Source organism: Flavobacterium polysaccharolyticum (assembly GCF_038739875.1).
Taxonomy (GTDB): Bacteria; Bacteroidota; Bacteroidia; order Flavobacteriales; family Flavobacteriaceae; genus Flavobacterium; species Flavobacterium polysaccharolyticum.
The window spans coordinates 80845-105718 of the sequence record NZ_JBCGDP010000015.1 but is presented as its reverse complement, the minus strand read 5'-3'; the positions used below and the strand labels follow the sequence as shown (position 1 = coordinate 105718).

The following is a 24874-nucleotide window of genomic DNA, read 5'->3' as shown; positions in this document are numbered from 1 at the left end:
AACGATGAAGTGGATTAGTCAATTGATTTTTATTTTTGTTATTATGAGTAGTTGTAAAAGTCAAAAAATCAATGATTTTAGTACTTCATCTATCACATATACTGCGCAATCTAGAGGAGTATATTTGAGTGTTTGGGTTGAAAATCAAAAAGTTTGGGTCATCAAAGGTAGGAATGAAAAGCCCTATGAAATTGTGGTGACAGCGCAAGAAATGAAGGAGCTAGAAAGTGTCTTTTCTGTATTGAATTTAGAAAAAGTACCATTATTGAAAGCCCCAACGGCAAAGCGATTATATGATGGAGCTGCCATTGCCAACTTAGCCATTTCAGCCGGTGGCAAGGCCTACATCTCCAAAAGTTTTGACCACGGATTTCCCCCAAAAGACATAGAAAAAATAGTAACCTTATTAGTTTCATATAGCGAAAAATAAGCATGAGTATCAAAGAAATACAAGACGAAATTGTAGATGAATTTTCAATGTTCGACGACTGGATGCAGCGTTACGAATACATTATTGAGTTAGGAAAAAATTTACCTTTAATAGAAGAAGCTGCCAAAACCGACGATAATTTAATCAAAGGATGCCAGTCGAAAGTTTGGTTACAAGGCCAGCAAAAAGAGGATAAAATTGTATTCACCGCTGATAGTGATGCGATTTTGACGAAAGGGATTATCGCCATTTTAATACGCGCTTTCTCGAACCAAAAACCTGCTGATATCTTGAATGCCGATATGGATTTTATTGATGAAATTGGACTCAAAGAACATTTATCACCAACAAGAGCTAATGGTTTGGTGTCGATGATTAAAAACATCAAAATGTATGCTTTGGCGTTTGATGCGAAAAAATAATTAAACATTTAAACACAGAAATAATAGACTTTTGACTTGTGTTTTTGAGTTTCAAATAATTTCTAAAATTTTACAATAAAGAAATCTTATATGGCCTTCAATGCCTCATATGGTTTAAAAAACACCAAAAATTATTAAAAAAAATGACAGAAGAAATAAACACCGCAGAGTTAGGAGAAGCTATCGTAAAGAAATTAAAAACGATTTATGACCCAGAGATTCCAGTAGACATTTATGAATTGGGATTGATTTATGATGTAATGGTCAATACCGATTATGAAGTAAAAATCTTGATGACTTTAACTTCACCAAATTGCCCTGTTGCAGAAAGTTTACCAAGAGAAGTAGAAGAGAAAATCAAATCGATTGAGCACGTAAAAGATGCCGATGTAGAAATCACCTTCGACCCACCTTGGAGCAAGGATTTAATGAGCGAAGAAGCCAAATTAGAATTGGGAATGCTTTAATTAAAAAGTGCTCAGTGTTCAGTCTTTAGTACCCGTCTTACTGACCACTATGGACTGACCACTGACTACTAATTAAAAATGACGTGTTCCGTTTTTAGTACCCAGTTTTACTGACCACTAAGGACTGACCACTGCTACTAATTTAAAAAGATGGACGAAATAATTAATAAAGTAGCGAATAGTTCGTTACAAGTTTTTGATTTAGAAGATTATTGGCCTGTTGGTACTCGTTCTCAAATAGATATATCACAGTGGCTAGTCGAAGGATTTTTACTCAAAGAAACTGAGTATAGACAAGCATTAAAGCAACACGATTGGACCCAATATCAAGGTCATTATGTGGCAGTATATTGTGGTACAGATGCTATTGTTCCTGCTTGGGCCTGCATATTGGCAGCTACTTATTTGATTCCTTACGCCAAGAAAGTAGTATTGGGAACCGTTCCTGAATTAAACACAGCCTTGTATCTAGAGGTCCTGAATACGATAGATTATTCAGACTATTTGGATAAGGCAGTAATACTCAAGGGTTGTTCCAAAAAGCCCGTTCCAGAGAGTGCTTACATAGCTGCCATTCAAAAACTACAACCTTTGGCCAAAAGCATTATGTATGGCGAGGCTTGTTCTGCAGTGCCTTTGTACAAAAAGCCAAAACCTTAATTTTTTCAGAAACCCCAGCAATGGGCATTTTCAGGATGCAAAGTCCCGCTATCCGCTTCACCCGAGCGATAGCGAACTGACGAAGTAATCTTTTGTGCTGAACCCCAGCACAAAAGGATTTTCGCTATTATCGGGGTTAGGGATTCACAATTTTCCTTTTTGGTATCATTTTGACTGTTCATAACAATTTATTTTTCAACTTTTTAATGGTTTTTACTACATTTGAGCAAGAATTTTAAAACCAAACGAAATGAGAGCCATTGTAATTACCCTGTTTCTACTTTATTCCGTTACTGAAGCACAGGCACAAAACACAGAGAAAGAGTTAATAAAAAATACCGAAGCAGCTGTTAAGAACATTAATGATACTTTACCTAATGGCTGGCGCAAAAAAGGAAATATTGCTTTTCTTTTCAGCCAATCCAACTTCAATAACTGGATTGCAGGTGGAGAAAATAATTTGTCTGGAAATTTAGGCATCAACTACGATTTCAACTACAAAAAAGACAAACTAACTTGGGACAACAAAATCATTGCTTCTTATGGTTTGCTACAAACCAAAAATGCCGATTTTGAGAAAAAAACCGATGACCGTTTCGAATTCAATTCTACCCTAGGACAACACGCTTTTGGGAATTGGTACTACTCTTTATTCCTGAATTTTAGGACTCAATTTACTCGTGGTTATATTTATGGAAAAGATGCCAATGGAGCAGAAATCAGAACGGAGAACACCAACTTTTTATCGCCTGGGTATCTTACTTTTGGTCCTGGTTTGTTCTGGAAAAAAGGAGACCATTTACGATTGAATTTTGCGCCTTTGACCTCTAAAATGACTTTTGTAGAAGATTTTTATACCTCCCAAACGGGTTATGTAGATGGAGCTTATTTTGGGGTTGATGCTAATAAAAGCTTGCGCTACGAATTGGGTTTTTATGCTTCGGCTTACTATAAGTTTAATTTGATGACGAATGTTTCTGCTGAAAACACCTTGAATCTTTATACCAATTATTTAGAAGATCCACAAAATGTTGATATCGATTATTCTTTGGCTATCGTGATGAAAATTAATAGAGTTTTATCTGCTAATTTGAATTTTCAAGCTATTTATGACGACAATGCTTTTCAGGGATTTCAAACCCGACAAGTTTTTGGTTTAGGCGTAAATTATGGGTTTTAGCAAGTAGCGATGTAGCTTAAAAAGTAATATGTTTCCTTTTAGCCCCGGGAGTAGCGGCATCCTTTTTGTCTCGTTTTTTTTTGAACGAGACAAAAAAGATATAGCGGATCACGGGACGATGTTAACAAGAAAGCCCAATGCTGGCCGCTTCTAATCATAAAAAAAGCCCTTTTGATGGTTTTCAAAAGGGCTTTTTTACGATTATTCTTTTTCTTCTTTCTCAATAGCATCCTTATAATCGGGATACAAGAATTTGTTGTAAGGGAAGCGCGTGATGTGAATTTGTCGCACGGCTTCGTAAACTCGTTCTCTAAATTCCTCGAAGTTTTCTTTGTGGGTGGCCGAGATGAACAAGGCATTTTCGTGACCCACGCGACTCATCCAAGTTTGTTTCCACTCGTCTAGCGTAAAGTGACGTGGTGTTTTTTCGGTCATTAAATCGTCTTCGTCTATCGTTAAATGTTGGTAAGCATCGATTTTGTTGAACACCATTAGCGTAGGTTTGTCATTGGCTTTGATATCTAACAAGGTTTGATTTACAGAGGCGATGTGGTCTTCAAAATCAGGGTGTGAGATATCCACAATGTGTAATAATAAATCGGCTTCGCGGACTTCGTCTAGCGTACTTTTGAACGAATCGACCAATTGTGTTGGTAATTTTCGGATGAATCCAACGGTGTCTGAAAGCAAGAAAGGCAAGTTCTTGATGACCACTTTTCGAACGGTAGTGTCTAGGGTGGCAAACAATTTGTTTTCTACAAAAACATCGCTTTTGCCCACCGCATTCATCAAGGTAGATTTACCAACATTGGTATATCCTACCAGCGCGACACGAACCATAGCGCCTCGATTGCTACGCTGAATCCCCATTTGTTTGTCGATGGTTTTGATTTTGTCTTTTAGCAATGAGATACGATCACGAACAATACGTCGGTCGGTTTCGATTTCGGTTTCCCCCGGACCACGCATCCCGATTCCTCCTTTTTGTCGTTCTAAGTGCGTCCATAAACCCGAAAGTCGAGGCAACAAATAGATGCATTGTGCCAATTCTACCTGCGTTCTTGCATAAGAAGTTTCGGCGCGTTGCGCAAAAATATCCAAGATTAAATTGGTACGGTCAAGGATTTTGCAGTCGATAATTTTGGAGATATTTTTTTGTTGCGAAGGCGTTAATTCGTCGTCAAAAATCAAGGTCGAAATGTCATTTTCTTTTACAAAAAGATGAATTTCGTCTATTTTACCTGTACCCAAAAACGTTTTGGGATTGGGTTTGTCCATTTTTTGCCAAAAGCGTTTTACCACTTGTCCACCAGCAGTAAAGGTCAAAAACTCTAATTCGTCAAGGTATTCACTCAGTTTCTCTTCACTTTGATTTTGAGTTACAATCCCGACGATAGCCGTTTTTTCGAAATTTATTTTTTCTTTTTCTAACATAGCATCAAATAAGTCGCAAATTTAATCATTTGCTTTGTACTTCTGATGCTGTTCCGTTAAAAACCGACGTTGGTTCGTAAGTGTAGGTTTTTACGGTTTTAATCATTCCGCTGTCTTCGATTAAAGAATAAGAAGCAGGATAATTTTGGGTATTGTATTTAAATGTTCCTGCTCGAACAATTGTGTTGGCAGTTGAGGTAAATTTTAATTCGTTGTTTGGACTTATAAACGTAAACTCAAATTCTTCTTCTTGGAACGAAACTAAAGGAACAATCACTTGGTAATTGGGACCAAAAATGTTTTTCACCATCAGCAAATTCGCCGATTCTTTGTCGTCATAACCAAAATACTTGATGGTTTTGTCGCCCAAAAGTCCCGTTTGTTTGGTTTGATTTTCTTTGTCGTAATAGAATTCGGTTTTGTGAATGATTTGTTTGTTTCGGTCACGAACAGAACGGCGAACTACTTTTCCGTTTTCGACTACAAAATCGACTTCTTCCACAAAAAGTTGCTGGGTGGTACTTTTTTTGGTGACTTGCTTAATTCGGGAGCCGTCATAGGTGTACGTTACGGTTTTGGTTACAAATTTACCGTCTTCGTCGTACTTTTTGGTAAACAAAATCAAGCGGTCTTCAGCGTCATAAGCGTAGCTAATTACTTCTTTCCAATTGCTTCCGTTGCGGTCTTTTACAGTGTGGTCGAGTAATCCTTTTTTGTTGTAAAAGAAACTTTGGGTCACATCCGAGGTTTTGATGGTGGTTAATTTTCCGTTGTCAAAAGCATAGGTTTTGTTGACCATTTCACCACTTTTTAGGTTTCTAAAATTGGTCTTGACTACGGCAATTTGTTTTAATTGCAATGATTTGTCTAAGGTTTGACTTTGTAAGCCATACGAAAAAGCCATCAGAGCGAAGGCCGCGAAATAGGTTTTCATTTTTGTTTAGTTTTGATTTGGGACGACCAAAATACAAAAATGATTTTTAGTAAACGCGATTTAGAAAATCATTTCTTTGTGAATATAATCAAGATAAAAATAACTGCGAAGCGGTGAAAAAAGAAGTTATTCACCGCATTTTTTGCGGCGGAAAAAAATCAATTGGCTCCAGCTTTAGCTGGAGTTATATGGATTAATTGTATTGGCTTTAGCCAAATAAACGCAGCTAATTTTGGCTAAAGCCTTTAAAGCTTTCAAATTTTACCCCTCCAACTAAAGTTGGAGGCAATTAATGTCAAAAAAAAAATATCTTAATAATTGCCAATTATTTGATTGCAAATCTAGTTAATTATAGATGTCTACTTATCCCCAAAAATTTGCACATCATCTACCATAAAAGCACCATCTAAAGCGGCATTTTTTCCTGAGCCTGTGTAGCGAAAGGCAATATTGACTTTGCCTTTGAACGCACTTAAATCTATGGCGCCCGAGCCGATGAATTGGTACCAAGGAGTGGCCTGTTTGGGCACTATGGCTTTTAATGGAGTCCAAGTGGCGGAAGTTATGTTTACGCCATCAAAATTCGTGGAAATAAAAACATCTAAGGTGTTCAGAGGCGAATCAACATCGATATGATGTTGGGCGGAGCGGAAGGTCAAGATTTCATTGGTATAGGTATCAAGGTCAATTTTAGGCGAAATTAACCAAGCTACATTCGAAACTACTTTGGTTCCCGAAATCGCAAACTCGGCGTACCCATTGCCATTGTAAACCGTGCCTTTCCACACTGGCGTTCCTTTTTGGGCTAAGTTCGCCCAGCCGGGTAAATTTAGATTGGTTTTATCGACTACTTTTTCAAAATCTTCTTTGAAGAAGGGTGTGATACTAGCGCCTGTAAGGTTTACATCTTTTTCAGAACGAGCGATGAGTTGGTAGTCGGCGCCAAATTTGGTCAAAATTCCTTTGACTTTTCCGCTGCCTTTTGGGACTGTTTTGGTGGCGAAATTGGCAAAACTAGAGGTTCTAAAAATAACCTGATTCCCTAGTTTATCCATCAAATTCCAATTGGTGCCGCCACCAATATCTTCGCTTTCTTCATAGTATTTTCGCCCAACAGCATCTGATGTAAATTGTACGTTTTGCAATTCGACTAATGTGTTCAAGTTGGCGTCATTCAATAATTCGGGAATGGTCGTAGCTTTGGTCAATTGCGATTCTTCGATAATGGTGCAGGAGGGCAACAGTACTTTTTTGTAATCGTTTTGTGAAAGTCTGCCCACGCCCCCTTCGTTATAGGAATTGACATAAATTGACCCAATTCTAAGTCCGCCGAAATTGATGTCGGTATATTGATTTTTGAGTTTAAGATAGACTTTATTCCCCAATCGAAAATCGATGTACAAATTAGTAGCATCGATAGGCACACTAAAACCAATGGCTGGCGAAGTAGGCGTGGCTAACGTTTGAAAGCTAATGCTTTTGAAAAAATTTCCGCCTTCGTCACTTGAAACCACATAGGCTTCGATGATATCTTCAAAAGGATATTGCGCTACAATTGCATTAGCATTGGCTTTCACCTGAGCCACGGTTTGGTTGACTTTTAAATCGGGTTGGGTGCATTCTAATTTTGGAATGTCAAAATCTTCTTGAGCACAATTCGTCAAGAAGAAGGAAAAGACAAAGAGGAAGGATAGAGAAGAAATATAACGTTTCATATTTTTATATTTTAATGAGGTTGATTATAAATTCAGATATAAGGAGACAAAATAATTCCGGCCATAGCCTTGGAAATATTTGTTACCAAAATTGGGAGTGCCGCTTGAGAGATCTTGGTTGCGTTGTCGAAAATTGGCGTTTCGGGCTTGTTCGTAACCACCTGTTTGGTAATGGGTGTCCAAAAGATTGGTAACACTCATAAACAATCCAAGAGTTTTCCCTTTGATTCTCCACGTTTTTCCACCTGTGAGATTGAGCAGAAGGACAGGGTCTAATTTTTCTTGGCGCAGTAATTCCTTGGCTCGTGCTTCGGTGGCTTCAGGAAAAGGAAAACCATTGGCTGGATTTCTGAAAAAAATAGTCGTTCTGGCAATGGGTGAAACAGAGATATAGGATTCGGTAACATAATTTACATTGGTACCTATCCACCAATAGTGGGGATCACGATATTCTAATCCTGCACTATAGGCTTGTTGAGGTAAACCTGCTTGATAGTAATTTTTGAGAATGGCTTTTCCAAAATCAAAAACAGGATTGGTATTGTCTACCGATGCTTGAGCATCATTCGTTATGGTAACGTTGGGGTTGCTGGCATAAGTGTAGCGTCCGTAAGCGGCTGCTAAAGTTGTTTTCAGTGTGGTACTAATGGGATATTCAACGCTTAATTCGGCGCCATAATTTTGTTTGTCAAGTTGGGTAAGCGTTTGTCCTACGAAGGCATCGGTATTGGTATAACCCGCTCCGTCATCGAAAATACCTTCGGCGTAGAAAAAAGAATTTTCGGTGGTGTTTTTTAGATAAGAATAATAGGCAGTTGCTCTTACTTTTATTATTGGTGTCCGATACAAATACGTAGCTTCAATACTGCTATGGGTTTCATTGGTAAGACCACTTACAAGGGAATTGTTCAAGCGGGCGTTGGGGAAAGTGTTTTGAATTGTTGGGGCTTTACTTAGGTGAGCAGCGTGAAATAAAACAGCTTGTTTTCCAGAAATCGAATAGGTCATTCCTGCTTTGAAACCAAAATTCTCGAAGTTGATTTTGTGGCTCTTGCCTAAAGAATTGTTCTCATAGAGTCCGTTTTTGTATAAACCTTCGCGCTGATAGTTGGTCATTGAAAATTCTTGTCCGAGGTATAAATGCACTTTTCGAAATCTGAATTGAAACTGTGTAAAGGCTTGGATTACTTGCGCTCTTATAAAATAGTTATAGCCATAGGTATCGCCTTCGACTACTTGTCGGTTGGGATGATTCAAATCGGATTGGGCTTGATTGCTGTTATAAAATGCATCGATATCTTCAAAATAGCTGCCACCCAAAAGGTCGATTACTTTTTGATAGTGTTGTGTTTTTGAGGTTTTGAAATTCGTGCCAGCCGTTAAGGCAACAGCTTCTGAAAGTTGAGAATTCAAAAGCGTATTCGCAGTAAGGACCGTTTCGTCGGCTCGGTCTTCATAGACGATGTATTTGCTTTTGGAAGGCTCGTATCCAATGATGGTTCCATTAGAATTTAAAATCGGTTTTTGATTGGCTTGGTAGAGTCCCGACCAATTGATTTGTGGATTTTCTAAGAAGGCCAATCGACTTTTTTCGGCATTCTCCTCATCGGGAATGAAAGCACCTGAAAATTGGCCATTGTCTTTTTCGTAAAGCGAAGTGTAATAGCTTGGCATTTTGCGATAATAGGTCGGGTCGGGATTGTTGGCATTTTGAAAATCGATATTACTATTACTGATGTTGCCCCATTGATAAAGCACTCCCGATTGTAGTTGTGTTTTGTCGTTGATTTTGAAATAATGGTTGAGCAGAAGTAGCGGTTCTTGTACGGTTTTGATTCTGGCGTTTCGTTGTTTGCCGTTTTGAAAACCCCAATAGGAATTGTATCGCGAACCCATTAGATTATAAACTTCGGCGGTGTTGGGAGCGGTTTTGGCTCTTGAGTTGGGAGTATAAATACCCGTAAAGTTGAGCGAATGTTTTTCGCCGAATTGTTTTTCGACGCTAATGAAAGCCGAGTTGCCGTCAAAATGGGTGCCTTCGAAATACGGATTTTCGCCGATTCGTTTCCCAGCCGAAACTACGAACGCCCAGCCTTTTTTGCTTACTCCAGAAGCATAGGTTGCCATCATTCGCCAGTTGTAGGTGGTATTGGTTCCGGCAAAAGAGAGTCGGGAACCCGAACGATAACTAGAAGCTCTGGTGATGATTTGCTGTGCGCCTAAAAGTCCGCCGAAACTGTAGTCGAAAGCGGCGGTGCCAATGACAATCTCTTGGTTGCGCAGTACATCGTTGATGCCACCCCAATCGCCCCATTGCGGACGACCATCGTATACTTTGTTTAATGTCAACCCATTTAAGAGTAAAGTGGCATTTTCGGCATCGAGTCCTCGAATTCTAAAACGGGTTTGTCCCCATTGAAAAGCGGCGGCTTGCTGAAACACATCTCGAGAGGCTTGTAATAACGGTGCAGTACTTTCTGAACCATTAAAATCATCATTCAATTGCTCTTCGGATAGGGCGATAGTGGCGCTTTGTATTTCGGCCATTGGGTCTGTGGAGAGTGGAATAGTCCCTAAATCGGTGATGGTTTTGGGCGCTACGGTAACGGCTAGTAATTGGTCTTTATAGCCTTGACTATGGAGTAATACATAATAGGCGTTGGGCGGTAACTGGTCGAAAAGCACGGTTCCAGAAGCGGAGGTAAGTTGTAAAAAGCTAGTGTTTTGAACACTAACTACCACTGAGGGCAGTGCTTTTTGGGATTGGGCTTCGATTACTTTGAGAGTAAAACCAGCCGTGTTTTGTGCGTAATTTTTTTGAATGAATAATAGGCAACCAAGAATAGATAACTTTTTCAGCATAGGCGTTTATAAAAAATAAAGTACTGTTACATTGGAGAACCCAACAAAATGGAATCCTCCAATACAACAGTTTGCGGAGTGCAACACTCCCATTAATTAATAAAACGTTTTTGGAAATTTGAGCACGAAACTCAAATGCGTTGCTTTATATAATGGTATTAAAAAGTGTGTTTTTTATAACTGATTGATAATCATAGATTACGTTTTATAAATGTAATAAAAAAACTATTAACTTGTACGATAACGATTGAATTTTTTTTTCCTTGTGTTGAAATACAAAAATTTCTCGTCTAGCCCTGATGGGAGCGGCATCCTTTTTTTCCTAGCTGGCCGTTTGAAAAACGGTGAGCTAGGGAAAAAAGATATAGCGTACAGCAGGACAACTCGTATGGAAAAGTAGGGTCGTGTGCTCCTTAATATTAGGCTTCGATTTTTATTTTGGATACCATAAAGGCGATTAAAAATCCGAAAATGCTAATAAAAGCGAATGAAAATTGCAAACCAAAAGCTTGAGCAATATGCCCAATAACGGGTGGTCCCATTAAAAAGCCGAGGAAACTTACGCTTGAGACTGCCGTGAGTGCTTCGCCTGTTGGGATAGTTGGGTGTTTTCCTGCGATGCTATACAAGGTTGGAATGATAGTCGAAACGCCTAGTCCAACAAACATAAAGGCGATGGTTGCGGGAATGATGTAGGGAAAAAATACGGCGGTGAATAAACCTGTAGAAATGACACATCCACTGATTTGCATTACTTTTTTGCGTCCCCATTTTTGGGTAAGACGGTCGCCGAAAAAACGGCCGCTAGCCATCATAATCATAAAGGAAGTGTAACCCAAAACCACTAAAGGACCCGGAACTTTGACTACGTCTTTGAAATAGACGCCGCTCCAATCGAACATTACTCCTTCGCTAGCCATACAACAAAAGCCAATAACGCCTAGCCAAATTAAGGTGGGGTCGGGCTTGAAAAAGGGTTTTTTCTTTTCGGTTTTTTGGGTTTCTTTGGCTCGAATGAGCAATTTGTAATTGAATGCTACCATTGCCAAAACGATGCAAGCGACAATAATAAAATGGGTGTAAGTCGTTAATTCTAAAGCTAATATTCCTAGGCCCACCAAGGCTCCTGTAAAACCTGCCAAACTCCACATTCCGTGAAAAGACAACATAATGTTGCGTTTAAAAAGGCCTTCGGTATAGACGCCTTGGGTGTTTACCGAAATATTGGTTAAGTTGGCGGTAAGTCCAAAGGCAAAAAGCCCTAGTGCCAATTGCCAAGCGTTTTGTGCCAAAGCTAAGTTGGTTAAACTGATGGCATAGAGTAAAATAGCTACTGGTAATACTCTGTGGCTTCCATAACGTGTGACCAATTTTCCTGAGAAAAACATCATAGTAAGTTGCCCCACAGGAAGCGCAAATAAGATGGTGCCCAAGGTACCTTCACTAAGTTGTAAAGCCGTTTTGATGGTTGGAATGCGACTTGCCCAAGTGGCAAAAGTAAGTCCCATTCCGAAATAAAACATAGCCACCGCCCAACGTATTCTGTTGAGGTAAGAGACTTTGGCTTCGGCGTAGGCTTTTTTGTATTTCCCTTTGGGTTTCAATCGGCCTAAGAAGTTGAGGTATATCAAAGGATTGGTTTTTAGAGTTTTAAGCGCCAAAATTACAAAAAAGAACGGCTTATTGTGTCATAATAACACATTTTAATGATTTACAACGATATTGTTTATAAGTTGATTCTTTGCTGTTGTTGATGGCTAGCGATGGCCGCTTCTATGATTTGCATCACTTGAACACCTTCTGTAGCGGAAACTGGGACTTTTTTTCCGTGGAGAATGGCTTGGTACACTCCTTCAAAAAAAGCATAGTAATTGCCTTGTTCTGTGGGGATGAATTCTTTGATTATCGTTCCGTTGCTTTCGGTGTGGAGTAATCCTTTTAGATGTTCGGGTTCGGTGCCCCAATCTGTGGTGTTGGGTTTTTTGCCTAATTTTAATTCGTCTTCTTGCACATCACCACGAGCTTTTAGAAACGAACCTTTTTTGCCGTGAAGGGTATACGATGGATGCGGTTCGCGCACAAAGAAACCAGCTTTGAGTCGGACTCTTAGGTCAGGATAAAATAGGGTAATATCAATCCAATCGTCTACTAAAGAGTGGGCTCTAGTAATTCGGATGTCTCCGTTAACGGCATCTGGAAAACCAAACAAGCATAAGGCTTGGTCGATGATGTGAGGCCCTAAATCTTTCAGAATTCCAGCACCAGCGTTTTGGGTTTCTTTGTGGACTTTTGGACTCAAATTAGGATTGTATCGGTCAAAGTGAATTTCGGCCTCTACGATATCGCCTAGGATTTTGTCCTGAAGTATTTTTTGGACCGTTTTGAAGTCGCTGTCCCATCTTCGGTTTTGAAAAACAGCCAATTGCAGTCCTTTTTCTTTGGCCAATGCATCTAGTTCTTGGGCTTCGGAAACGGTGGTGGTGAAAGCTTTTTCTACGATGGCGTGTTTTCCGGCGAGCAAGACTTGTTTGGCGTATTCAAAATGCGTTCCCACAGGCGTATTCACAATTACCAAATCGCAATCGTCTTGGAGTAAAGCTTCTAAAGTGGCGTAGCTTTTTACTTCAGGGAAATCGGATTGGATGAGTCTTTTGCTGCGTTCCCAAGCGCCCGTTATTTCAAAACCAGAATGTAAATCGAGAAAAGGAGCGTGAAATACTTTTCCAGACATTCCGTAGGAGAGTAGAGCTGTTTTAATTTTTTGCATAAAAATATTTTTGGAGTGGGACTTTTTATCTTGTTTTGGCTCTTTCATATTGTTTCGGCCAAGCTACGGTTTCCTTTAAGGCAGTAGCAAAATCTAACCCTAAATTAGGATTGCGAAGGGATTCTCTAGCAAAAAATACTAAGTCGGCTTGTGATTCAGACAGTATGTTTTCTGCTTGATGGGCTTCGGTAATCATTCCTACAGCGCCAGTTGGTATGCCGGTTTCCTTTTTAATTTTTTCGGCAAAAGGAACTTGATAGTTGGGACCAATGGTGATTTTTTGATGGGACACCAATCCGCCAGAGGAGACGTCTATCAAATCGACGCCTTTTTCTTTTAGAATTTGGGATAGTTGCACCGACTCTTCTACTGACCAACCGCCTTCAGCCCAATCGGTTGCTGATATTCTAACAAACAAAGGCAGGTTCGAAGGCCATTCGGCTTGCACCGCAGTTACGGTTTCTAGCGTTAATCGAATTCTGTTTTCAAAACTACCGCCATATTCATCGGTTCTTTGATTCGTTAGAGGCGACAAAAACTGATGCAATAAATAACCGTGAGCTGCGTGTATTTCCAGCACTTGGTAACCCGCTTCTACAGCACGTCGAGTCGCCGATTGAAAATCAGTTAGTACTTTTTGAATGCCTTGGTTGTCGAGAGCGATTGGAGCGGTTTCATTCTCGTGATACGCTATTGAGCTTGGGGCCACGGTGGTCCATCCGCCTTCGTTTTCACTTAATCTTTTGTTACCCAACCAAGGTGCCGAAACACTGGCTTTTCTCCCAGCGTGTGCCAGTTGAATGCCCGGAATTGCGTTTTGAGATTTTATGAATTGGTTGATGGACTGTAGTTTTTCGATATGTTCGTCTTTCCAAAGCCCTAAATCTTCTGGTGAAATGCGAGCTTCAGGAGAAACAGCCGTAGCTTCTTGAATCAGCAATCCAGCACCTCCAGCGGCACGACTGCCCAAATGCACCAAATGCCAATCATTGGCAAAACCATCTGTAGCAGAGTATTGACACATTGGAGAAATAACGATACGGTTTTTGAAAGTGATACTTTTTAGCGTAAGCGGAGAAAACAAAAGACTATTCATATATACTGTAACTTTTAGGATGGAACATCGACCTATGAAGGTTGTACGGTTTAAAAAGTAAAGTTAAAGCATCTCTTTAAAGGAGTGTTCTAAATTTTTGTATTTAACAAACATTTAAAGCCGTATGTAGTATATTGCGCTATCAAATTAAAATAGAAACGCTACTTTTGTGCGTTATTTAAGAACTAAAAGTAAACAATGGAAATCGTTATCAAGTTTGCTCAATTTTTATTGAGTTTGTCCTTATTAATCATTCTTCACGAATTGGGACATTTTATTCCTGCCAAATTATTCAAAACTAGAGTAGAGAAATTTTACTTGTTTTTTGACCTTAAATTTTCGTTACTCAAAAAGAAAATAGGCGAAACCGAATACGGTATTGGTTGGTTGCCACTTGGCGGTTATGTGAAAATCTCTGGTATGATTGACGAGAGTATGGACAAAGAACAAATGGCCTTGCCTCCACAACCTTGGGAATTCCGTTCGAAACCCGCTTGGCAACGTTTGATTATTATGTTGGGTGGCGTTACGGTAAACTTCATTTTAGCTTTCATTATTTATATAGGAATGGCTTTTGCTTATGGTGATGCTTTTGTGGCTATGGCCGATATGAAAGACGGGCTATTGATAGAAAATCCGGTGATGAACAAAATTGGTTTCCAAACGGGAGATAAAATCCTCAGTATTGATGGCGAAAAAATCGAAAAATACGACAACGAAATCAATATGAAATTGATAATGGGGAAACAAGTCCAAATCGAAAGAAATGGCGCTACTCAAACCATTCAAATGCCTGTTGATTTAGTGGACCAATTGTCAAAATTAGAAAAAGGGCCTTTAGTGAATATTCGTATGCCGTTTGCAGTTACCGCTATTCCTGAAGAATCCTTAAATAAACAATTACAGCCTAAAGATGTTATTGTTTCTATTAATGGACAACCTGCCAAATATTACGACCAAGTTAAGGCCATCCTAAATGCGAACAAAGGTAAAACCCTTCCAGCAGTTGTAATTCGCAACGAAAAAGAAGTTCCAGTACAAGTAATCGTGAACCAAGATGCCAAATTAGGCATAAATATGGGTAGTTTAGGATTGGAATCTTTAGAAAAATTAGGCTACTATAAAATCAGCAAACAAGAATACGGTTTCTTCGAATCGATTCCGGTGGGAATTGAAAGAGGGAAAGACCAATTGTTAGGCTACGGTAAACAATTGAAAATGATTTTCAATCCAGAAACCAAAGCGTACAAGCAAGTGGGTGGATTTGCGGCTATTTTTAATATTTTCCCTAGTTCTTGGAGCTGGGAGGTTTTCTGGAACATCACCGCTTTGTTATCGATTATGTTGGGGGTAATGAATTTATTGCCAATCCCAGCGTTGGATGGAGGACACGTAATGTTTTTGTTGTACGAAATCATTAGTGGCAAAAAACCAAGCGACAAATTCCTAGAGAATGCTCAAATGGTTGGTTTTGTTTTACTTATCTCATTGCTTTTATTTGCTAACGGAAACGACATTTACAAAGCGATTGTAGGCAGATAAAAAAAATCAAAAAAAATTTATTTTTTGTTTGCAAAACTTGAAATTAGGTGTATCTTTGCAACCGCTTAGACAAACAAACAATGTCAGTCAAAGCCACAGAAAACGTTCCTACTACGCATTATAATACACAGTTTCCTCCTTAGCTCAGTTGGTTAGAGCATCTGACTGTTAATCAGAGGGTCCTTGGTTCGAGCCCAAGAGGGGGAGCTTTATTAGAGAAAGTCTTTACAGCAATGTAAAGACTTTTTTTTTGCCTCAAACTTTGTAGACTTGGTTTCGTCCTAAAAAATTACCTTTTCGATTATTGTTTACTGATATAGATTACTTGTAAATCCTGGTTCGACTACTATTATTTTTGAAAAGATTGAATTGGAATGGGCTTTAGTCCATTAATTAAAATGAGTTTCATATTAGGCTTTAGCCAAAAATCTACAATAGTTTCGGCTAAAGCCTTTACACCTTTATAATTTTACCATCTCACTTTAGAGAGTTGCAATTGATTTTAGTGTAATCACTTAACAATCATTATTTTATTTATGTGACAGTAATCGAACTCAGCTTGTAAGATAATTTTGTTTTTCTTTAATTTATGAAGTTACTTCCCAACACATTTTTTGTAAGTTTGTGTGAATAGTCATTGAAATGGCTATTCACATAAGGAAATTGACCAAACAGCGTATGCTTTGTTTGGGTTGACGGAGAGGGAAATAGAAATTTTAGAGAATAGTTAATTAGTAGTTTATGACAGTAAGGGAACTAACAAAGAAGATTGCAAAAGCTGAATTTTCAGAAGACATAAATAAAATTAGTTTATCTATTCGATTACCTCATATAAATTATGACGTAGAACTTATCGGTTTATCTTCGGTATATGAGTATTTCCTTAACCAATATGGAGGATGGAAAAAACTAACCAATTTACCTATTGAGTTAAATGTTTCATTTAATTTCTTTAAAAATCACCTTGATTCAATACTTACATTGCCTAATCATTTTAATTCTGTTGAAAATTTTTCTGCAAATTGGAATTCAATAAACTCAACCATTATAAATTATCTAGCAAGTTACCAAAATCAAATTTTCCCATTTGAATCACCAGAACTTAAACTATTACTGGAATTATCAAATGAAAGCAAAGAACAATTTGAAGGCGCATTTAATTATATGACTTCAAGTTTTCAATTTAAAAACAGTAAAGATTATTTTAAAGGACAGTTAAAATCATATGAATTTGAAGAGTTAAATTCTACTTATAAAACAACAAGAGTAAATCTAGAAAAAAAGAGTTTGAATGATGTTAGGAATTATTTCAATAAAAAAATTAATGACAACCAAAAAACATTTTCAGATTATACTAATAATATTGTAAAAAACTACTCTGAATATTTAAATGAATTAGACAAACTACAAGAAGAGAAAAATCAAAAGTTTGAAGATTGGTTTGAAAATACTCAAAATGAAGAATGGAAAAAATGGTATGATGAAAAAATCGAAACTTTAGCTAGACTTGAAAAAACATATGAAACGAACCTAAAACTTCAAAAGCCTGCAAGATATTGGCAAATTAAGTCTGACAAGTATCATAGACAAGGTAATACAGCAAAAACTATATTAATTTGGGTGGTTATTGCGTCATCAATTTTCTTAAGTATTGTTTTATTTACTTCTCCAGATTGGATATTTCAAAAGGTTTTTAAAGGTAATGAAGTAAGTATAGTGCGGTGGTCAATTGTATTTATTACATTGATCTCTTTATTGGTTTATGCAATTAGAGCTTTAACAAAATATATGTTTAGTTCATATCATTTGGCAAGAGACGCAGAGGAAAGACATACACTTACATTCTTTTATTTGGCTTTATTAAAAGATACTGAGGTAAATGAAGAAGATAGAAAAATGATTTTGCAATCATTGTTTAGTAGAACCGATACAGGATTATTAAAAGAAGATTCTTCCCCAACATTGCCAGGAGGTATTTTGGAAAAATTTAATTAAAAAATTTATCGGTGGCTGATAAGACAAATGAAATAGAAAATTAAAAACTATTAGTAAAGAGGTTTTTGCTATTAAAAATATTTAAAATTTAAAGCAATTTATAATATGATTACAAGCTACACGAAAGAAGAATTTGTGTTATTAGATTTTGATACAAAATGCGTGATTATTGAGCATTTATTGACAGATGATTACTTTAGTGGACAGATGGAAATTGATTTTTATTTTATTGAACCAGAAAATGTAAATATTCTACCTCCCAAAACCGTTGCAATGGAAGAAAGAGAGAACATAGAATTTAATGCTTTGATAGAAAGATTGTCAAACAAATTGTTTGAAGATAAAACTTTAATCACTATCGATTTAGAGAATCTTTTTGAAGATTAAATAACCTTGATTTTTTTAAGGTGGAATTTAAATAATTCCCAGGAATATTATACCGCTTTTAAAAAAAGGGTCAAACATTTTGGATATTGAAATGCAAAAGAAAGGCTTGAAAATATTCATAAATACCAAAATAGGTTCGTTAGATGACCCAAAAGGTATCGCCAAAGATGTTTCCACAATTGGACATCGAGGCAACGGAGATTATCAAATCCAAATAGAAAATGACAAGGATTTGGAATATATTATGAGTTTAATAAAATAGGTAATTAACTAATTTTAGAAAAATAAATTGTTTACTATTTATCTAAAGTAGCATCATTCAAAGCAAAAATCCAAGTTTAAAACCATTATGGAAAGCAAAATTATATTTTACCAAAATCAAGATAGCAATGTGGTTATCAATGTCACTTATTTTGAGGATAATTTTTGGCTTACGCAACGATTGATAGCGCAACTTTTTGGGGTTGAAGTGCCTGCCATAAACAAGCACCTAAACAATATTTTTGAAGAAAACGAACTGGATAAGGAAGCAACTATTTCCAAAATGGAAATAGTTCAGCAGGAAGGTAATCGGCAGGTAAAAAGACAAGTGGAATTTTACAATCTTGATGCCATAATTGCCGTTGGGTATCGGGTCAATTCCAAACAAGCCACGCAATTCCGCATTTGGGCGACAAAAACGTTGAAAGAATACATCATAAAAGGTTTTGTACTCAATGATGAGATGCTGAAAAACGGAAAGCCTTTTGGGAAAGATTATTTTAACGAATTGCTGGAACGCATTCGTGAAATTCGAGCCAGCGAACGCCGTGTTTTTCAGAAGTTGGGTGATATTTTCGAACAATGCAGTGCCGATTACAGCAAGGACGCCGAGGAAACAAAGCTGTTTTACAAAATGGTTCAAAACAAACTGCACTTTGCCGTTACGGGAAATACTGCCGCAGAAATCGTCTATAACCGTGCCAACAGGAACAAGGATTTTATGGGATTATCGACTTGGAAAAATGCCCCGAACGGCAAAATCCTAAAAAGCGATGTCGCTATTGCCAAAAATTATTTGAATGAAAATGAAATTGGAGATTTGAACTTATTGGTCAGTGCCTTTTTGGATTTGGCCGAATTCCAAGCCCGTCGAAACCAATTGATGAATATGAAAGATTGGCTGGAGCGTACCAATAAATTTTTGGAAAGTAATAGTTTGGACGTGCTTCCTAATGCAGGCATCATTTCCCACGAGCAAGCCGTTGAAAAAGCACATCAGGAATACGACCATTTCCGCATTGAGCAAGATAAAAATTACCTGTCGGATTTGGATAGGGAATTGAAGAGAATCGGTAATAAATAAAAGGAAACACTTTTCCAATTGCGTCCGCAGTGCGTCCGCAATTCCATAAATCATAAATAGAATGGAACTAAAAAAAGAGATTGAAAAACTGAGCAAAGGAGAATAAGGTTGCAATGAAACTCAGCATTAGAATAGTGTCGTAATTAAGTTCTGTATTCACCATAGCTATTTACAACCAAAGCCCGACAAACTTTTTTTGTCGGGCTTTGGCTATTTATGCATTTTCCAATGGAAAGGCTTCAAGAAACTCCTTGGAATTTGCCCTTCGACTGTGCTCAGGATGACCTCTTGGAATTTGGAATTTATTTTTTTGAGATTTTCACTTTTAGATAACCGTCGTCAATTGAATACGTTTTCTATCTTCATCGACTTCGGTTACTTTTACTTCAACGTGTTGGTGGAGTTTGACCACTTCGTTGACATCGTTCACAAAACCCGCTTTGAGTTGGGAAATGTGTACCAAACCGCTTTCTTTGATTCCTATGTCGACAAAACAGCCAAAATTAGTAATATTGTTCACAATGCCTGGCAAGACCATTCCGGTTTTCAAATCTTTAATGGATTTGACATTCGGGTCGAATTCAAAGATTTTAGCCGATTTCCTGGGGTCCAATCCTGGTTTTTCGAGCTCTTTGAAGATGTCTTTGATACCCAAAATCCCAATTTCTGGCGTTACGTAGTTTTCGGGTTTGATGAGCGCAATTTTTTCTTTGTTGGCAATCAAATCATTCACAGAGATTTTCAAGGCTTTGGCCATTTTTTCTACTATGGCATAAGTTTCGGGATGCACCGCCGAATTGTTTAACGGATTTTTCCCTTCTTTTATTCTAATGAAAGCGGCTCCTTGTTGGAAAGCTTTTTCGCCCAAACGCGGTACTTTTTTGAGTTGTTTTGATCGTCAAATGGACCATTTTCAGTGCGATACGTCACTATATTTTCGGCCAGTTTTTCTCCAATACCACTCACATAACTCAACAAATGTTTGCTAGCCTTTTTGTACAATATTTTCAACCCAAATTATTAATTGAGTTCAGGTTATTAATGAGATAAAAAAATATTTTTTAAAAATAAGTTTTATATCATAAAATTTATTTTAACTTTGTTAAAAATATTTTTAACTTTATTAAAATGAAATTACCTATTGTTTGCCCAAGTTGCGAAAATGCGCTACGGGTTAGCCAAATGAAATGCGATCAATGTGAAACCGAAGTAAACGGAAACTATGATTTGCCACTTTACTTAAAATTGACCAGGGATGAACAAGATTTTGTTTTAGAATTTTTTTTATCCAGCGGCAGTATAAAAGAAATGGCAAAACAAGCTGGAAACTCCTATCCTACTATGCGCAATAAAATGGACGATTTGATCGAAAAAATTAAAAATTTAAAATCATAGTTATGAATTGGCAAAGTATTTTTAATCCTTTTTCTAGATATTCAGAGAAACAATTGTTCCTTGTTGGTTTCGTCTTTTTAATTGTAAATTGTTTTGTTTGTTTTTTTACTAAAACACAAATGGATAGTATTTTTCATTTTTCTGAAAATAAGAATCTAACTATTGAGTATACATTTATATTCGTTGGTATCAGTATACTATCTGCAATTGTATTTCTATTCTTATTTGCGCTAATACTTAATAAGAAAACCAGGTTTATCGACATTGTAAACACCGTATTAATTTCTCAAATGCTTAATTGTATTGTCCTACTTTGTATAAAATTTAGTGGAATGGATGCATTGGCTAAAAACTTAAAAACAAATTCAGGAATTGGGGGAACTGTTGATTTAATTCAATTTACTTTTTCTGTTTTAATAGTTCTTGGTATTTCGATGTACGGTTTTGTTTTAATTTATAATGGTTTTAAAACAGCTACAAATTTTAAGAAATGGCATCATATTATTTTATTCGTAGTTCTATTATTCATTTTTATATTGTTTCACCAGGTTTATATCCAAAATTTATTGGTGCTATAAACTAAAAAATCAAAATTCTTTTCCTTTCAAAATTTACTTTGACAAAAACCAAAATTTGTCAAGGTTAGAAAACTATTGTCTACTAATTTAATTAACTAATCATTATGAAAACTAAAATTTTAAGCATTTTACTATTTAGCATTCAGTTTATTTTTGCCCAAGAAATAACTGGTTCTTGGCAAGGTGAACTAGACGTTCAAGGAATGAAATTACCACTGGTTTTTCACATTAAAAAAGAGGGTGAAAAACTTATTTCAACTCTTGACAGTCCAAAACAAGGGGCCACAAATATTCCGGTTAGTACAACAAGCTATTCTGCTGATCAATTAACGCTTGAGCTTCCTGCATTAGGAATCTCCTACTCCGGAAAAGTAACAAATGAAAGTATTAACGGCACTTTTAAACAAGGTGGAATGGAATTACCATTAATACTTTCTAAAATTAAAGGTGATGAGCTTGCGCCAAAATTGAACAGACCACAAACTCCAAAAGCACCCTTTACATATAAAACAGAGGAAGTAACTTTTGTCAATCCTTCAGACAAAAATACTTTAGTTGGAACATTATCTGAACCTAACAATTTCAATAAAAAACAGCCTATTTTGATTATGATTACTGGTTCAGGAAAACAAAATCGTGATGAAGAAATTTTTGGTCATAAACCCTTTGCGGTAATCGCTGATAATTTTGCTAAAAAAGGTATTGCAACTCTCCGACTAGACGATCGCGGAGTTGGTGGTTCTTCAAAAGGTACACCTGATGAAACCTCTTTCAATTACGCTACTGATATCAATGCAGCAGTACTATTTTTAAAAGCAAAAGGTTTTGAAAATATTGGTTTAATTGGTCATAGCGAAGGTGGAATGATTGCTCCCATTGTAGCTAGTACAAACAAAGACGTTAAATTTTTAGTCTTGATGGCTGGGCCAGGTCAACCTATAAATGAACTTTTGGTACAACAAATTTACTTGGGTGGAAAACTAGCGGGAATGAGTGAAGAAGAGCTTCAAAAAAGCAATCAAATCAACCGTATTAAGTTTGATTTTATTAAAAATTACAAAGGCACCTCTTTTGATACCGACTTTGATAATTTTATTAAAACCTCAGGAGAAGCAGTAGCAGAAGCTGAAAAAAAACAAATGAAAAATGCCTGGTTCAGATATTTTGTTGCCTTTAATCCAGACGAATACGTTTCTAAGGTAAAGATTCCGGTTTTGGCAATCAACGGCAGTTTGGACTTTCAAGTACCTGCAAAAGAAAATTTGGAAGCTATAAAAAAATCATTGACAAAGGCTAAAAACAAAAATTTCGAAACCTACGAATTTCAAGGCATGAATCATCTTTTTCAGGAATGTACAACGGGTGCTATCAACGAATATGCCGAAATTGAGCAAACCATTTCACCAAAAGTGCTTGATAAAATGAGCTCTTGGATAATCGCTAGAAAATAAAAACCGTCTGCTTACAAATTTAGAAATCCCAAAATTCAATGAACAGTATGAATTTTGGGATTTTTCTATTTTACAAAATCATCGTCAACTGAATTCTCTTTCTTTCTTCATCAACTTCGGTTACTTTTACTTCAACGTGTTGGTGGAGTTTGACCACTTCGTTGACATCGCTTACGAAACCCGCTTTGAGTTGGGAAATGTGTACCAAACCGCTTTCTTTGATTCCGATGTCGACAAAACAGCCAAAATTGGTAATGTTGTTCACAATGCCTGGCAAAATCATTCCGGTTTTCAAATCTTTAATGGATTTGACATTTGGGTCGAATTCAAATATTTTAGCAGATTTTCTTGGGTCTAATCCTGGTTTTTCGAGCTCTTTGAGAATGTCTTTGATACCCAAAATCCCAATTTCGGGCGTTACGTAGTTTTCGGGTTTGATGAGCGCTATTTTTTCTTTATTGGCAATCAAATCATTCACAGAGATTTTCAAGGCTTTGGCCATTTTTTCTACTATGGCATAAGCTTCGGGATGCACCGCCGAATTGTCTAACGGATTTTTTCCTTCTTTTATTCTGATGAAAGCTGCGCCTTGTTGGAAGGCTTTATCTCCCAAACGCGGTACTTTTTTGAGTTGTTTTCGATCGTCGAATGGACCATTTTCAGAGCGATACGTCACTATATTTTCGGCTAGTTTTTCTCCAATACCACTCACATAACTCAACAAATGTTTGCTGGCGGTGTTGATGTTGATTCCCACCGAATTCACGCAACGAATTACCGTTGCATCCAATTCTTCTTTCAATTTACTTTGATCCACATCGTGTTGGTATTGTCCCACACCAATGGCTTTGGGGTCGATTTTGACCAATTCGGCCAAAGGATCTGACAAACGACGTCCGATAGAAACCGAACCACGAACGGTGACGTCGTAATTGGGGAATTCTTCACGAGCAATTTTGGAAGCGGAATACACCGAAGCCCCCGCTTCTGATACGACAAAAACTTGTACAGGCTTATCGAAAGCGATTTTCTTGATGAAAAATTCTGTTTCGCGTGAAGCGGTTCCATTTCCGATAGAAATTGCATCGATGTTATAGGCATTGACCATCGATTTGATTTTTTTCATCGCCATTGCCGTTTCATTTTGTGGCGCGTGCGGATAGATAGTTTCGTTGTAGAGCAAATCACCTTTTTCGTCCAAACAAACCACTTTACAACCCGAACGAAATCCTGGGTCGATGGCTAAAATTCGTTTTTCGCCCAAAGGTGGAGCCAATAATAATTGCCCTAAATTATTCGCAAAAACCTGAATGGAATTGGCATCGGCTTTGGCTTTGGCTTCTTGCAAGGTTTCGTTGGCAATGGCAGGTTGCAGCAATCTTTTATAAGAATCCTCAATAGCCAATTGTACGTGGGATGTGCTAGGACTTTGACCTTTCAACACCAATTCGTCGATTACATCATAGGCCTCGTCAATATCAGCTTCTACTTTGAACTTGATGAAACCTTCATTTTCGGCACGCAGCATCGCCAAGAGTCGGTGCGAAGGTGCTTTGGTCAACGGTTCAGACCAATCGAAATATTGCGAAAACTTTTGTGCATCAGGTTCGTCTTTTTTCGTTTTGACTACTTTGGTGGTGATGGTGGCTTTGCGTTCGTACAAACGGCGCAGTTGTTTACGAACATAAATATTTTCGTTAATCCATTCGGCAATAATTTCTCTGGCGCCTTGTAAAGCCGCTTCTTCATTGACAATGGCATCGTTCAAGTATTGTGTAGCCAAGAAATCGACATCGTCATTTTTCTGTGCCATTATAATTTTGGCCAAAGGTTCTAGTCCGTTTTCACGAGCGACATCGGCTTTGGTTCTTTTTTTCTTTTTGTAAGGCAAATACAAATCCTCCAACTCTTGTAGGTCAAAACTTTGTTGGATTTTTTTATCCAATTCGGGAGTCAAGGCGTTTTGCTCTTCGATGGATTTTACGATGGCTTCTTTTCGTTTCAAGATGGTCTCGTACTCTTTTTGGAGTTTAGCAATTTGTTCGATTTGTGTTTCATCCAGATTGCCTGTTTTGTCTTTTCGGTAACGCGAAATAAACGGAATGGTACAATCTTCTTGTAATAATTGAACCGTGTTTTGAATGTTTATGGATGCGGTAGCTACCTTTTGGGCGATGAATTGTAGGTTGGTCATTTTTTGAATTTTTCGGACGG

The 24874-nt window shown here is 37.4% G+C and carries 21 protein-coding genes, 1 tRNA gene and 1 pseudogene; 14 read left to right on the top strand and 9 right to left on the bottom strand.

The window, feature by feature from the left end; genetic code table 11:
* The first annotated feature begins 4 nt into the window (after positions 1 to 4).
* The 5 genes from WFZ86_RS14810 to WFZ86_RS14790 all read left to right on the top strand — a co-directional run bounded on the left by WFZ86_RS14810 (position 5) and on the right by WFZ86_RS14790 (position 3159).
* Positions 5 to 430 carry a hypothetical protein gene (locus tag WFZ86_RS14810; RefSeq protein WP_342692644.1) on the top strand — a complete coding sequence of 142 codons (426 nt, stop codon included), beginning with the start codon at positions 5 to 7 and terminating at the stop codon, positions 428 to 430.
* Positions 431 to 432: 2 nt separating this feature from the next.
* The gene (locus WFZ86_RS14805) at positions 433 to 852 is read left to right on the top strand and encodes a SufE family protein (protein WP_342692643.1); all 420 of its coding nucleotides are present in this window, start codon (positions 433 to 435) and stop codon (positions 850 to 852) included.
* Positions 853 to 995: 143 nt separating this feature from the next.
* Entirely contained in the window at positions 996 to 1319 is a 324-nt protein-coding gene (locus WFZ86_RS14800; RefSeq protein WP_159688849.1) for an SUF system Fe-S cluster assembly protein, read from the top strand.
* A gap of 150 nt (positions 1320 to 1469) precedes the next feature.
* A complete protein-coding gene (locus WFZ86_RS14795; protein WP_342692642.1) occupies positions 1470 to 1979 on the top strand; it encodes a DUF2480 family protein in 510 nt (169 codons plus the stop codon).
* 250 nt (positions 1980 to 2229) lie between these two features.
* On the top strand, positions 2230 to 3159 hold the full coding sequence (locus tag WFZ86_RS14790; RefSeq protein ID WP_342692641.1) for a DUF3078 domain-containing protein: 930 nt from the start codon (positions 2230 to 2232) through the stop codon (positions 3157 to 3159).
* A 201-nt stretch (positions 3160 to 3360) separates the two neighbouring features.
* Here the strand turns inward: WFZ86_RS14790 and hflX are convergent, their stop codons facing one another.
* The 7 genes from hflX to WFZ86_RS14755 form a co-directional block, all read right to left on the bottom strand.
* On the bottom strand, positions 3361 to 4593 hold the full coding sequence (hflX, locus tag WFZ86_RS14785) for a GTPase HflX (RefSeq protein WP_342692640.1): 1233 nt from the start codon (positions 4591 to 4593) through the stop codon (positions 3361 to 3363).
* A gap of 25 nt (positions 4594 to 4618) precedes the next feature.
* A complete protein-coding gene (locus WFZ86_RS14780; RefSeq protein WP_342692639.1) occupies positions 4619 to 5527 on the bottom strand; it encodes a hypothetical protein in 909 nt (302 codons plus the stop codon).
* Between the two features lie 359 nt (positions 5528 to 5886).
* Positions 5887 to 7242 (bottom strand): DUF5689 domain-containing protein, encoded by a 1356-nt coding sequence (locus WFZ86_RS14775; RefSeq protein ID WP_342692638.1) that lies wholly within the window; start codon positions 7240 to 7242, stop codon positions 5887 to 5889.
* 24 nt (positions 7243 to 7266) lie between these two features.
* Positions 7267 to 10104, bottom strand: a complete 2838-nt coding sequence (locus tag WFZ86_RS14770) for a TonB-dependent receptor (RefSeq protein ID WP_342692637.1) — start codon at positions 10102 to 10104, stop codon at positions 7267 to 7269.
* A gap of 419 nt (positions 10105 to 10523) precedes the next feature.
* A complete protein-coding gene (locus WFZ86_RS14765; RefSeq protein ID WP_342692636.1) occupies positions 10524 to 11735 on the bottom strand; it encodes an MFS transporter in 1212 nt (403 codons plus the stop codon).
* A 95-nt stretch (positions 11736 to 11830) separates the two neighbouring features.
* On the bottom strand, positions 11831 to 12871 hold the full coding sequence (locus tag WFZ86_RS14760; protein ID WP_342692635.1) for a Gfo/Idh/MocA family oxidoreductase: 1041 nt from the start codon (positions 12869 to 12871) through the stop codon (positions 11831 to 11833).
* 25 nt (positions 12872 to 12896) lie between these two features.
* Positions 12897 to 13967: an NADH:flavin oxidoreductase/NADH oxidase gene (locus WFZ86_RS14755; RefSeq protein WP_342692634.1), complete on the bottom strand. Its 1071-nt coding sequence runs from the start codon at positions 13965 to 13967 to the stop codon at positions 12897 to 12899.
* Between the two features lie 198 nt (positions 13968 to 14165).
* Between WFZ86_RS14755 and rseP the strand changes: the two genes are divergently transcribed.
* The 6 genes from rseP to WFZ86_RS14725 all read left to right on the top strand — a co-directional run bounded on the left by rseP (position 14166) and on the right by WFZ86_RS14725 (position 19236).
* Positions 14166 to 15509 carry an RIP metalloprotease RseP gene (gene rseP / locus WFZ86_RS14750; RefSeq protein WP_342692633.1) on the top strand — a complete coding sequence of 448 codons (1344 nt, stop codon included), beginning with the start codon at positions 14166 to 14168 and terminating at the stop codon, positions 15507 to 15509.
* Positions 15510 to 15642: 133 nt separating this feature from the next.
* Positions 15643 to 15716: transfer RNA gene (locus WFZ86_RS14745), tRNA-Asn, on the top strand.
* A 534-nt stretch (positions 15717 to 16250) separates the two neighbouring features.
* Entirely contained in the window at positions 16251 to 17504 is a 1254-nt protein-coding gene (locus tag WFZ86_RS14740) for a DUF6161 domain-containing protein (protein ID WP_342692632.1), read from the top strand.
* 105 nt (positions 17505 to 17609) lie between these two features.
* On the top strand, positions 17610 to 17891 hold the full coding sequence (locus WFZ86_RS14735; protein WP_342692631.1) for a hypothetical protein: 282 nt from the start codon (positions 17610 to 17612) through the stop codon (positions 17889 to 17891).
* Between the two features lie 91 nt (positions 17892 to 17982).
* Positions 17983 to 18153, top strand: a complete 171-nt coding sequence (locus tag WFZ86_RS14730) for a hypothetical protein (RefSeq protein WP_342692630.1) — start codon at positions 17983 to 17985, stop codon at positions 18151 to 18153.
* Positions 18154 to 18240: 87 nt separating this feature from the next.
* Positions 18241 to 19236 carry a virulence RhuM family protein gene (locus WFZ86_RS14725; protein WP_342692629.1) on the top strand — a complete coding sequence of 332 codons (996 nt, stop codon included), beginning with the start codon at positions 18241 to 18243 and terminating at the stop codon, positions 19234 to 19236.
* Positions 19237 to 19561: 325 nt separating this feature from the next.
* On the opposite strand, the pseudogene WFZ86_RS14720 reads toward WFZ86_RS14725, so the two are convergent.
* A pseudogene (locus tag WFZ86_RS14720) lies at positions 19562 to 20226 on the bottom strand (helix-hairpin-helix domain-containing protein); the annotation flags it as partial.
* A 138-nt stretch (positions 20227 to 20364) separates the two neighbouring features.
* On the opposite strand from WFZ86_RS14720, the gene WFZ86_RS14715 reads away from it, so the two are divergent.
* From WFZ86_RS14715 to WFZ86_RS14705, 3 genes are all read left to right on the top strand, one after another.
* Entirely contained in the window at positions 20365 to 20631 is a 267-nt protein-coding gene (locus WFZ86_RS14715; protein WP_078210777.1) for a DUF2089 family protein, read from the top strand.
* A 332-nt stretch (positions 20632 to 20963) separates the two neighbouring features.
* Positions 20964 to 21209: a hypothetical protein gene (locus WFZ86_RS14710; RefSeq protein ID WP_342692628.1), complete on the top strand. Its 246-nt coding sequence runs from the start codon at positions 20964 to 20966 to the stop codon at positions 21207 to 21209.
* A 104-nt stretch (positions 21210 to 21313) separates the two neighbouring features.
* A complete protein-coding gene (locus WFZ86_RS14705) occupies positions 21314 to 22660 on the top strand; it encodes an alpha/beta hydrolase family protein (RefSeq protein ID WP_342692627.1) in 1347 nt (448 codons plus the stop codon).
* A 70-nt stretch (positions 22661 to 22730) separates the two neighbouring features.
* On the opposite strand, the gene WFZ86_RS14700 is transcribed toward WFZ86_RS14705, so the two are convergent.
* The gene (locus WFZ86_RS14700; RefSeq protein WP_342692626.1) at positions 22731 to 24854 is read right to left on the bottom strand and encodes a Tex family protein; all 2124 of its coding nucleotides are present in this window, start codon (positions 24852 to 24854) and stop codon (positions 22731 to 22733) included.
* Positions 24855 to 24874 lie beyond the last annotated feature (20 nt).

Bases quoted from the DNA above. Each gene is read 5' to 3' on its own strand.
- WFZ86_RS14790 (WP_342692641.1), top strand. From the start codon at position 2,230: ATGAGAGCCATTGTAATTACCCTGTTTCTACTTTATTCCGTTACTGAA.
- WFZ86_RS14770 (WP_342692637.1), bottom strand. From the start codon at position 10,104: ATGCTGAAAAAGTTATCTATTCTTGGTTGCCTATTATTCATTCAAAAA.
- WFZ86_RS14760 (WP_342692635.1), bottom strand. From the start codon at position 12,871: ATGCAAAAAATTAAAACAGCTCTACTCTCCTACGGAATGTCTGGAAAA.
- WFZ86_RS14800 (WP_159688849.1), top strand. From the start codon at position 996: ATGACAGAAGAAATAAACACCGCAGAGTTAGGAGAAGCTATCGTAAAG.
- WFZ86_RS14795 (WP_342692642.1), top strand. From the start codon at position 1,470: ATGGACGAAATAATTAATAAAGTAGCGAATAGTTCGTTACAAGTTTTT.
- WFZ86_RS14705 (WP_342692627.1), top strand. From the start codon at position 21,314: ATGAAAACTAAAATTTTAAGCATTTTACTATTTAGCATTCAGTTTATT.
- hflX (WP_342692640.1), bottom strand. From the start codon at position 4,593: ATGTTAGAAAAAGAAAAAATAAATTTCGAAAAAACGGCTATCGTCGGG.
- WFZ86_RS14725 (WP_342692629.1), top strand. From the start codon at position 18,241: ATGGAAAGCAAAATTATATTTTACCAAAATCAAGATAGCAATGTGGTT.
- WFZ86_RS14775 (WP_342692638.1), bottom strand. From the start codon at position 7,242: ATGAAACGTTATATTTCTTCTCTATCCTTCCTCTTTGTCTTTTCCTTC.
- WFZ86_RS14810 (WP_342692644.1), top strand. From the start codon at position 5: ATGAAGTGGATTAGTCAATTGATTTTTATTTTTGTTATTATGAGTAGT.
- WFZ86_RS14730 (WP_342692630.1), top strand. From the start codon at position 17,983: ATGCAAAAGAAAGGCTTGAAAATATTCATAAATACCAAAATAGGTTCG.
- WFZ86_RS14755 (WP_342692634.1), bottom strand. From the start codon at position 13,967: ATGAATAGTCTTTTGTTTTCTCCGCTTACGCTAAAAAGTATCACTTTC.
- WFZ86_RS14715 (WP_078210777.1), top strand. From the start codon at position 20,365: ATGAAATTACCTATTGTTTGCCCAAGTTGCGAAAATGCGCTACGGGTT.
- rseP (WP_342692633.1), top strand. From the start codon at position 14,166: ATGGAAATCGTTATCAAGTTTGCTCAATTTTTATTGAGTTTGTCCTTA.
- WFZ86_RS14700 (WP_342692626.1), bottom strand. From the start codon at position 24,854: ATGACCAACCTACAATTCATCGCCCAAAAGGTAGCTACCGCATCCATA.
- WFZ86_RS14710 (WP_342692628.1), top strand. From the start codon at position 20,964: ATGGATGCATTGGCTAAAAACTTAAAAACAAATTCAGGAATTGGGGGA.
- WFZ86_RS14740 (WP_342692632.1), top strand. From the start codon at position 16,251: ATGACAGTAAGGGAACTAACAAAGAAGATTGCAAAAGCTGAATTTTCA.
- WFZ86_RS14805 (WP_342692643.1), top strand. From the start codon at position 433: ATGAGTATCAAAGAAATACAAGACGAAATTGTAGATGAATTTTCAATG.
- WFZ86_RS14735 (WP_342692631.1), top strand. From the start codon at position 17,610: ATGATTACAAGCTACACGAAAGAAGAATTTGTGTTATTAGATTTTGAT.
- WFZ86_RS14780 (WP_342692639.1), bottom strand. From the start codon at position 5,527: ATGAAAACCTATTTCGCGGCCTTCGCTCTGATGGCTTTTTCGTATGGC.